General features: G+C 68.4%; 8 protein-coding genes. 3 read left to right on the top strand and 5 right to left on the bottom strand.

All coding sequences use genetic code 11. The features are described 5' to 3' along the window. Positions 1–51: 51 nt before the first annotated feature. From A9W96_RS04005 to A9W96_RS04015, 3 genes are read right to left on the bottom strand one after another with little or no spacing between them, the layout of a single operon-like run. On the bottom strand, positions 52–1,842 hold the full coding sequence (locus A9W96_RS04005) for an alpha/beta-hydrolase family protein (RefSeq protein ID WP_067138026.1): 1,791 nt from the start codon (positions 1,840–1,842) through the stop codon (positions 52–54). A 9-nt stretch (positions 1,843–1,851) separates the two neighbouring features. Further along, positions 1,852–2,634 carry an enoyl-CoA hydratase gene (locus A9W96_RS04010; RefSeq protein ID WP_066881528.1) on the bottom strand — a complete coding sequence of 261 codons (783 nt, stop codon included), beginning with the start codon at positions 2,632–2,634 and terminating at the stop codon, positions 1,852–1,854. A gap of 13 nt (positions 2,635–2,647) precedes the next feature. Continuing rightward, positions 2,648–3,685, bottom strand: coding sequence for an enoyl-CoA hydratase/isomerase family protein (locus A9W96_RS04015; RefSeq protein ID WP_066860600.1), 1,038 nt, complete (start codon positions 3,683–3,685; stop codon positions 2,648–2,650). Positions 3,686–3,912: 227 nt separating this feature from the next. Between A9W96_RS04015 and A9W96_RS04020 the strand changes: the two genes are divergently transcribed. Then, the gene (locus A9W96_RS04020; RefSeq protein WP_066860603.1) at positions 3,913–4,764 is read left to right on the top strand and encodes a Bax inhibitor-1/YccA family protein; all 852 of its coding nucleotides are present in this window, start codon (positions 3,913–3,915) and stop codon (positions 4,762–4,764) included. Between the two features lie 212 nt (positions 4,765–4,976). Here A9W96_RS04020 and A9W96_RS04025 read toward each other — a convergent pair whose 3' ends face one another. Both A9W96_RS04025 and A9W96_RS04030 read right to left on the bottom strand, forming a co-directional pair. Beyond that, positions 4,977–6,194, bottom strand: a complete 1,218-nt coding sequence (locus A9W96_RS04025; protein ID WP_066860606.1) for an acetyl-CoA C-acetyltransferase — start codon at positions 6,192–6,194, stop codon at positions 4,977–4,979. Positions 6,195–6,283: 89 nt separating this feature from the next. Continuing rightward, positions 6,284–7,246 (bottom strand): SGNH/GDSL hydrolase family protein, encoded by a 963-nt coding sequence (locus tag A9W96_RS04030; protein ID WP_156748747.1) that lies wholly within the window; start codon positions 7,244–7,246, stop codon positions 6,284–6,286. 242 nt (positions 7,247–7,488) lie between these two features. Here A9W96_RS04030 and A9W96_RS04035 point away from each other — a divergent pair, with 242 nt between their 5' ends. After that, positions 7,489–8,556, top strand: a complete 1,068-nt coding sequence (locus A9W96_RS04035; protein ID WP_066860612.1) for an alpha/beta hydrolase fold domain-containing protein — start codon at positions 7,489–7,491, stop codon at positions 8,554–8,556. 51 nt (positions 8,557–8,607) lie between these two features. Next, positions 8,608–9,577, top strand: a 970-nt coding sequence (locus A9W96_RS04040; protein ID WP_066881541.1) for a cystathionine beta-synthase, incomplete at its 3' end; no start/stop codon positions are given.

Consider the following 9,577-nt stretch of genomic DNA (forward strand, 5'->3'; position numbering starts at 1 on the left):
GTCCGCGAACACCGGCTCGCCCGCCCGCCGCTGGCTCTGGGTCGTCTGGCCCTAGGCCGTCTCGTCCGAGTGCAGCAGCGGGCGCAGTTTCGCGGTTTTGTCCGGGGTCCAGCCGGGCGGTGACAGCACGGCGGCCCAGCCGTCGGCGACGTCGGCGACGTAGCGGTGGCCATGGCCGTCGGGGACATCCACCGCCACGGCCATATCGGCCGACACCTGGAGGAAGGTCACGACCGGAATCCAGCGCGTCTGCGGCAGCACGTCATAGCCGCGCGGTTCGTTCAGCCAGTCGGGCTTGCTGAACAACAGATCGGGCGTCCACCAGGCGATGGGATCCGACGCGTGCTGCAGATACACCACCCGCGGGTGGTCCCACGACGCGTCGGGACGCGTCAAATTCTTTGCGCGAGCGACGAATCGGACATACCTGCCGTCCTGGTAGATCGGCAACCACTCCGGCGACCCGCCGTCACGGGTCGACGTCAGATCGGTCCAGATGGTGTTCTTGAAGGTCGGCCCGCTGAACAACGCCCCGTCGGTGCGCGCCAGCACGTTGTTCAGGCTCAAGAACGGCGCCTCGCCGCCGAACGATCCCAGGCTCTCGCCGAACACCACGAGCTTGGGTCGCTGGGCTTCGGGCAGCTGGCGGATCAGCTTGTCGACGGCCTCGAACAGGGCCTGCCCGGCGTGCCGGGCGTTCTCCTTGTCCACCAGGAACGACAGCCAGCTCGGCAGGAACGAGTACTGCATGCTCACGATCGCGGTGTTGCCGTTGTACATGTATTCCAGCGCCGAGGCTTCCGCCTCGTTGATCCAGCCGGTGCCGGTGGTGGTGCCCACCGCGACGACGGCGCGCCGCAATCCGCCGGTGCGCGCCAACTCCTGTGCCGCGAGCTCGGCGGCGGCCGTGATGCCCTTCGACGAGTCCAATCCGGCATAGGCGCGGATGGGCTCGATGGCCGGTGCTCCGTTGAAGGAGGCGAGTTGCTCGACCGTCGGGCCGCCCTCGACGAAGACGCGGCCCTCGCGGCCCAACGACTCCCACGACACCAGGGACTGCGGGCCACCGGATCGCAGCGGGGTTTTCGGGGGAGCGGTGTCGGGATTCATCTCCTCGTTGGCCGAGGCGAAGGTGTGGTTCATGGTCCGCATGGCGAACTTGAGCACCACGCCGTTGAGCAGGGTGATGGTCAGGACCACCAGCGTGACGACCACGATGGTGGCCGAGAGCCGAAACGGTGCGAACCGGTCAACCTGGTCGACCAAAACCCTGACCAGCCAGCGGGTGAATTGGCCCAGCTCGACCACCGTGAACAGCACCACCACCGACAGCACCCCGGCCAGCGGGTAGTCGTACCACTGAAGATGCGCCACGCCCATCAGGTCGCGCACGTCGTCCTGCCACACGTGGAACCAGATCGCCATGAGGACCTGGCCCACCACGCCGATCGGGATCAGCACCTTCCACGCCCAGCCTGGCGGCGCCGGGCTGTGATCCTTTTCGCGCATGAAGCGCACCAGCCAGACCGCGAACACGCCCAGGCCATAGCCGATGGCGCCGGAGAGCCCGCTGACCAGCCCCTGGAACAGCGGGCCGCGCGGCAGCAGCGACGGTGTGAGCGAAAGCCAAATGAAGACCAGGCCCACCGCGGTGCCGGTGAACGTGTAATGCCTTACCCACCAAGGCTTTTCGGTCCACGGTAGGGTGGGCGCGGCGCGACCGAATCGCGGTGCGGCCACCGGTGCCGGCGCGGCGTCCGGCTCGGCTCCCGCGGACTCCTCGACGGCGTCGGCCGGGAGGTGAGCTGCCTCGGTGTTGGTCGCGGAAACCCGTTCGCTCATGTACGCGTCCTAGCGGTGGGTGAAGTTCGGTGGGCGCTTCTCGACGAAGGCCGCCATCCCTTCGGACTGGTCCTGCGTCGCGAACGTCGAGTGAAAGAGTCTGCGCTCGTAGAGAAGTCCTTCGGCCAGGGTCGACTCGAACGCGCGGTTGACGGCCTCCTTGGCCATCCTGGCAGCCGACCGCGACATCTGGGAGATGGTGGTCGCGACGGCCTTGGCCTCGGTCAGCAGGTCGTCGGCCGGCACCACCCGCGACACCAGACCGCTGCGTTCGGCTTCTTCGGCGCCGATGGTGCGGCCGGTCAGGATCAGGTCCATGGCCTTGGCCTTGCCGATGGCGCGGGTCAGCCGCTGGGAGCCGCCCATGCCCGGCAGCACACCGAGTTTGATCTCGGGCTGGCCGAATTTCGCTGTGTCGGCGGCGATCAGCACGTCGCACATCATGGCGAGCTCGCAGCCACCGCCCAGCGCGTGGCCGGCGACCGCGGCGATGGTGGGGGTGCGGACGGCGGCGAGCTTGCTCCACGGGGCGAAGAAATCAGCGCCGAAGGCGTCGGCGAAGGACAGCTCGGCCATCTCCTTGATGTCGGCGCCGGCGGCGAACGCCTTGGCCGAGCCGGTGATGATGATCGCCCCGATACCGGGGTCGGCGTCGAAATCCGCTGCCGCGCTGGTGACCTCGTTCATCACCTGGGTGTTGAGCGCGTTGAGGGCCTTCGGCCGGTTCAGGGTGATGATGCCGACGCGGTCGTCGCGTTCGACGAGGATGGTCTCGTAATCTGCCTCTGTCATCCAAACCGCCTTTCTAGAAACTCAAGTCGTCGTCGACCGGGGTGAAATACGCCTCGACGTCGGCCGCGGTGACCGCGGACAGCTCCGCCGGGGACCACTTCGGGTTGCGATCTTTGTCGATCAGCTGTGCGCGGATGCCCTCCACCAGGTCGTGTGAGCGCAGCGACGCCGACGACACCCGATAGTCCTGCACCAGAACGTCTTTGAGCGTTTCGAGGCCGGCCGCGCGCCGCACCGCCTGCAGGGTCACCGACAGCGCTACCGGGGAGCGGGTGGCGATCAGGTCGGCGGCGTCCTCGGCCGGGCCGGCGCCGTGCCCGCGAAGCGCGGCGACGATGTCCGCAACGGTATCGCCGGAGAAGCAATCGTCGATCCAATCACGTTGCGCGGCAAGCTCGCTGGCCGGCGGTTCGACGGTGTACTTGTCGAGTGCGCGCTCGACGCCGTCGGTGATCACCGCGCGGCGGAACGCCTCGACGTCGCCGTGCGGGACGTAGTGGTCGGCGAAGCCCATCGCGATGGCGTCGGCTCCGGAGAACGGCGCCCCGGTCAGCGCGGCGTGCAGGCCCAGACCGCCGGGCGCCCGCGACAGCAGGTAGACCCCGCCGACGTCGGGGATGAAGCCGATGCCGACCTCAGGCATGGCGATCTTGGAGGTGTCGGTGACCACCCGGGTGTTCGCGTGCGCGCTGACGCCCACGCCGCCACCCATCACGATGCCGTCCATCAACGCCACGTAGGGCTTGGCGAACTCGGCGATCTGGGCATTGAGCAGATACTCGTCGCGCCAGAAGCGACGCGCCTCGACCCCGTCCTTGCGCGCGCTGTGATAGATGGACACCACGTCGCCGCCGGCGCACAGCCCGCGTTCACCGGCGCCTGAGAGCACCACCGCGCGCACCGCGTCGTCGTCGGCCCAGTCGGTGAGGACGGCGGTCAGCGCGTCCACCATCTGCTGGTTCAGCGAGTTGATCGCCTTGGGGCGGTTGAGAGTGATCAAGCCGACGCTTCCCTCGACTTCGGTCAGAACCTCATCGGATCCGTCGGTCACGCTTTCGCCTCCCTCAAGCCGGTCCAGCCTCGAGGAAGAAATCTAGATCGTCACGACCGGCGCAGTACCCGCGGGTAAGGGTTATCTTTAACGCGACGACAACGGCGGAGGCTATATAGAGCCGGAAATACACCGGAAAACGCCCAGGTCCGCTGGGAACCAGGGCGCAACGCCGATCGTTGAGATTGTGTTCGCACAGCTCGAAGCCAATTAGAGAGGATCCGACGGTGCGGGAGACAAGCAACCCGGTATTTCGTTCGCTGCCTAAGCAGAGGGGCGGATACGCACAATTCGGCACGGCCGCGCCCCCGATGCAGGGGTATGGGGCCGACCCCTACGCGGCTCCCTACGCGGCCCCGTACCAGGAGGCCAAAGCCTCGCGTCCGCTGACCATCGACGACGTCGTCACCAAGACCGGCATCACGCTGGCCGTGCTGGCGATCTCCGCCGTGGTCTCCTACTTCCTGGTCGCCCGCGACGTGGCGCTGGCCATGCCGCTGGCGCTGATCGGCGGATTGGGCGGCCTGGTCCTGGTGCTGGTCGCCACCTTCGGCCGCAAGCAGGACAACCCGGGCATCGTGCTGAGCTACGCCGTGCTCGAGGGCCTGGTGCTGGGCGCGATCTCGTTCGTCTTCGCCAACTTCTCGGTGTCCAACGCCAACGCCGGGGCGCTGATCGGTGAGGCGGTCCTGGGCACGTTCGGGGTGTTCTTCGGCATGCTCGTCGTCTACAAGACCGGCGCGATCCGGGTGACGCCCAAGTTCACCCGCATGCTGGTTGCCGCGATGTTCGGCGTGCTGGCCCTGATGCTCGGCAACTTCGTGTTGGCGATGTTCCACGTCAACGGCGGCACCGGCCTGGGCCTGCGCAGCGGCGGCACGGTGGCCATCATCTTCTCGCTGGTGTGCATCGCGATCGCGGCGTTCAGCTTCCTGATCGACTTCGATGCGGCCGACCAGATGGTCCGCGCCGGCGCGCCGGACAAGGCGGCATGGGGTATCGCCCTGGGCCTGACCGTGACGCTGGTGTGGCTGTACATCGAGATCCTGCGTCTGCTGAGTTATCTGCAGAACGACTAGCTCTCGTCAACGAAAAGACCGGCACGCCCCCTTGGCGTGCCGGTCTTTTCGTGTTGGAGCGCTTTCGCGTGCAGTGCCGCCGTTGAGTGTGCAGCGGCGGCGTTGAGTGTGAAGCGGCGGCGGGGTTACTCGGCGTGTCGTCGCCGAGGTTTCACACTCACCGCCCAGGTTTCACACTCACCGCGCCGGGCGCCCAGTTGACGAGCAGCGGCCTAGCTCAGCCGCTCGATCACCATCGCCATGCCCTGGCCGCCGCCGACGCACATGGTCTCCAGGCCGAACGTCTTGTCGTGCGTCTGCAGGTTGTTGAGCAGCGTGGTGGTGATGCGTGCGCCGGTCATGCCGAACGGGTGGCCCAGCGCGATCGCCCCACCGGACACGTTCAGCTTGTCCTCGTCGATGCCCAGCTCACGCGCCGAACCCAGCACCTGGACGGCGAACGCCTCGTTGATCTCGAACAGGTCGATGTCGCTGACCGACATGTTGGCGCGCGCCAGCGCCTTCTTGGTCGCCTCGATCGGGCCCAGGCCCATGATTTCCGGGGACAGGCCGCTGACCCCGGTGGACACGATGCGCGCGAGCGGCGTCAGGCCGAGTTCCTTGGCCTTGGTGTCGCTGGTGATCACCACCGCGGCGGCGCCGTCGTTGAGCGGGCACGCGTTGCCGGCGGTCACCGTGCCGTTGGGCCGGAACACGGGCTTGAGCTGGCTGATCTTCTCGTAGGTGGTGCCGGGGCGTGGGCCGTCGTCGACGCTCACCGTGGTGCCGTCGGGCAGGGTCACCGGGGTGATCTCCCGCTCGAAGAACCCGCTCTTGATCGCTTCCTCGGCGCGGTTCTGGCTGCGCACACCCCAGTGGTCCTGGTCTTCGCGGCTGATGCCGGTCAGCAGGGCGACGTTTTCGGCCGTCTGCCCCATCGCGATGTACACGTCGGGCACGTTGCCGTCGGCGCGTGGGTCGTGCCACTCGTCGGCGCCCTCGGCCGCGGCGGCCGACCGCTCCTGGGCCTCGCCGAACAGCGAGTTCTTGGTGTCCGGCCAGGAGTCGGCGCTGCCCTTGGCGAAGCGGGAGACGGTCTCCACACCGGCGGAGATGAACGCGTCGCCCTCACCGGCCTTGATCGCGTGGAAGGCCATCCGGGAGGTCTGCAGCGACGACGAGCAGTACCGGTTGACGGTGGTGCCCGGCAGGAAGTCGTAGCCGAGTTCGACGGCGATGACCCGCGCCAGGTTGTATCCGGATTCGCCGGCGGGCTGGCCGCAGCCCAGGATCAGGTCATCGATCTGGTGGGGGTTCAGTGCGGGCACCTTGTCGAGTGCGGCGCGCACGATCTGGACGGTCAGGTCGTCGGGGCGCATGTTGACCAGCGACCCCTTCATCGCGCGGCCGATCGGCGAGCGAGCGGTTGAGACAATGACGGCTTCAGGCATGGTTATTCCCTTCAGGTCCCAGATCCCACAGATGGGGCTGGCTCGCTTGGCACCGGGTGGTGGGTCCGCTCCGACCGGCGACAACAAATCTAGTCGCTGCCGACCTCGGGGCACGAAGACGGGGCAGGTCCGGGCGCCGGACGCCGCCACAGCCGCGACATGACACTGCTGCGGGTGTGCCGCTGACCGAGCACCGGCGCCGCCGCGGGCACCGGCGGGCTCAGCGGCGGAAGCTCCACCTTCTCGCCCAGCGCGTCGCAGAGGGCGAGCAGCAGCGCGTCGGCCGCCAGCGCATAGGCGGGTGCCGAGGGGTGATAGCCGTCGGCGGAGAACATGGCCTCGGGTGTCGCGCGGAATTGCGGGGCCATCAGCTGCGCCAACGGCACCGGCACGCCGCCGGCCGACCGGACCGCCGCGGTCTGGGCGCGGGCCAGCTGCAGGCAGCGCTCGTGCGCCAGCGACCGCAGCGGCTGCGGAATGGCGCTGATGAATCCGAGGTCCGGGCAGGTGCCGACGATCACCACGGCGCCGCGGGCGCGCAGCTTGCGGACGGTCAGTGCCAGCCGCTGCGCCGACTGGCTGATGCCGTTGAGCGCAGTCACGTCGTTGGCGCCGACCATGATCACCGCGATGTCCGGCGGCGGGCCGGCCACGAACATGGCGTCGACCTGCCCGCACACGCCCTTGGAGGTGGCCCCGACAATCGCCTTGGTGCTCAACCGGATTCGTTTGCCGGTCTGCTCGGCCAGGCCCCGGGCGATCCGCACCCCGGGCACTTCGTCGGCGCTCATGCAGCCGTATCCCGCGGCGGTCGAGTCACCGAAGATCATCAGGTGCGAGTCGACCGCCATGCCGCGGTGCCACCGCTGGACCGGCCCGCCGCCGCGCTCGTACACGCCGTCCGCGCGGGGCGGGATGTCCCAGGACTTCGGAATGATCGTGCGCGCATGAGTGGCCTGGCCGACCAACAGACTGCGTGCCCCCAGGTAGGCGGTTCCTGTTGAGGCCAGCGCGCCCGCTGTGGCCAGGGCGATCGCCGAACGGCGTGGCACCCGCATGGTCACGCAATCGATTTTAGAGCGGCTTCGACGTTCGCGCGGGCGGCTGGAAAACGAACTGATCACGGTGCGAAGCAAAACCGGTATCAAATCAGCAATGTCCTACGTTGCACTAAGCAACCGCTGTCAAGCTGAAGACAAGGGATGGCTGAGCGCCTTGGCAAACGGCTGAACCAGACGCTCGGTCGCCTCGTCACATGCTGTATCGCACTACAACGGCGTAGGAAGTGTTGAGCATGACCGCACCTAGCAAGGAATCGGGGTCGTCGGCAAATACCGCTCGGCCACATGACGTCCTCAAGGCCCGCCGAGCGCAGGCGCGCAAGTTCGCGATCAGCGACGGCGCGCCGGTCGAGGTCCTGGAGTCCGGGCCCAGCGTGGCCGCGCGACTTGCCAACCTCACCTCACGGCTGACCATCCGGCCGATCCTGTCCGTCGGCAGTCACGTCCCCAACCTGCCATGGCCCTGGGGTCTCATCGACCTCACGGCCCGGGTGCTGATCCCCGCGTCGGCCACCGTCCGCGAGACCATCAAGCTGCCCCACGCCTCGGCGCAGCTGGTCCGCGCGCCCGGGGTGCTGCCCGCCGACGGCAGCCGCCGCGTGATCGTCTACCTGCACGGCGGCGCGTTTCTGACCTGTGGTGCCAACTCCCACGGCCGGCTCGTCGAAGCCCTGTCGAAGTTCGCCGACTCGCCCATCCTGGTGGTCAATTACCGTCTGCTGCCGAAGAATTCGGTGGGGATGGCGCTGGACGACTGCCACGACGCCTACCGCTGGCTGCGGCGGCGCGGATACCAGCCCGACCAGATCGTGCTGGCCGGTGACTCCGCCGGCGGCTACCTCGCGCTCACGCTGGCCCAGCGCCTGCAGGAGGAGGGCGAGGATCCCGCGGCGCTGGTGGCGATCTCGCCCCTGCTGCAGCTGGCCAAGGAACCCAAGCAGGCCCACCCCAACATCGAGACCGATGCCATGTTCACGGCCGGGGCGTTCGATGCGCTCGCCGAGCTGGTGGCGACGGCGGCCGGGAAGAACATCGTCGACGGCAAGCCCGAAGAGGTCTACGAGCCGCTCGACCACATCAAGCCGGGCCTGCCGCGCACGCTGATTCACGTGTCGGGCTCCGAGGTGCTGCTGCACGACGCGCGGCTGGCGGCGAGCCGGCTCGCCGCGGTGGGCGTGCCGGCCGAGGTGCGGGTGTGGCCCGGACAGGTCCACGACTTCCAACTGGCCGCGCCGATGGTGCCCGAGGCCGTGCGCTCGCTGCGCCAGATCGGCGACTACATTCGCGAGGCCACGGAGTAGACGCCGCACAGCGGTTGTGCGCCGCGCGAATCCGCCTGAGACGATGAATGCATGCGGATCGCTCAGCACATCAGTGACCTCATCGGCGGCACACCGCTGGTGCGGCTGAACTCCGTCGTCCCCGACGGCGCCGGCATCGTGGCGGCCAAGGTCGAATACCTCAATCCCGGTGGCAGCTCGAAGGACCGAATCGCGGTCAAGATGATCGACGCCGCCGAAGCCAGCGGACAGCTGCGACCGGGCGGCACCATCGTCGAACCCACCTCGGGCAACACCGGCGTCGGGCTGGCCCTCGTCGCCCAGCACCGCGGCTACAAGTGCGTGTTCGTCTGCCCCGACAAGGTCAGCGAGGACAAGCGCAACGTCCTGATGGCCTACGGCGCCGAGGTCGTCGTGTGCCCCACCGCCGTACCGCCCGACCACCCGGACAGCTACTACAGCGTCTCCGACCGGCTGGTCACCGAGATCGACGGCGCGTGGAAGCCCGACCAGTACGCCAACCCGGAAGGCCCGGCCAGCCACTACGCAACCACCGGCCCGGAGATCTGGGCCGACACCGACGGCAAGGTCACCCACTTCGTCGCCGGCATCGGCACCGGCGGGACGATCACCGGCGCCGGCCGCTACCTCAAAGAGGTGTCCGGCGGCGCGGTGCGCATCATCGGCGCCGACCCCGAAGGGTCGGTGTATTCCGGCGGCACCGGCCGGCCCTACCTGGTGGAGGGCGTCGGTGAGGACTTCTGGCCGCAGGCGTACGACCGGACGGTGCCCGACGAGATCATCGCGGTGTCCGACTCCGACTCGTTCGACATGACCCGGCGGCTGGCCCGCGAGGAAGCGATGCTGGTCGGCGGGTCGTGCGGCATGGCGGTGGTCGCCGCGCTCAAGGTCGCCGAGCAGGCCGGGCCCGACTCGATCGTGGTGGTGTTGCTGCCCGACGGCGGGCGGGGCTACATGTCCAAGATCTTCAACGACGCGTGGATGTCGTCGTACGGCTTCCTGCGCAGCCGCCTGGACGGGT

The sequence above is a fragment of the Mycobacterium sp. 1245852.3 genome, assembly GCF_001669335.1.
Lineage (GTDB): Bacteria > Actinomycetota > Actinomycetes > Mycobacteriales > Mycobacteriaceae > Mycobacterium > Mycobacterium europaeum_A.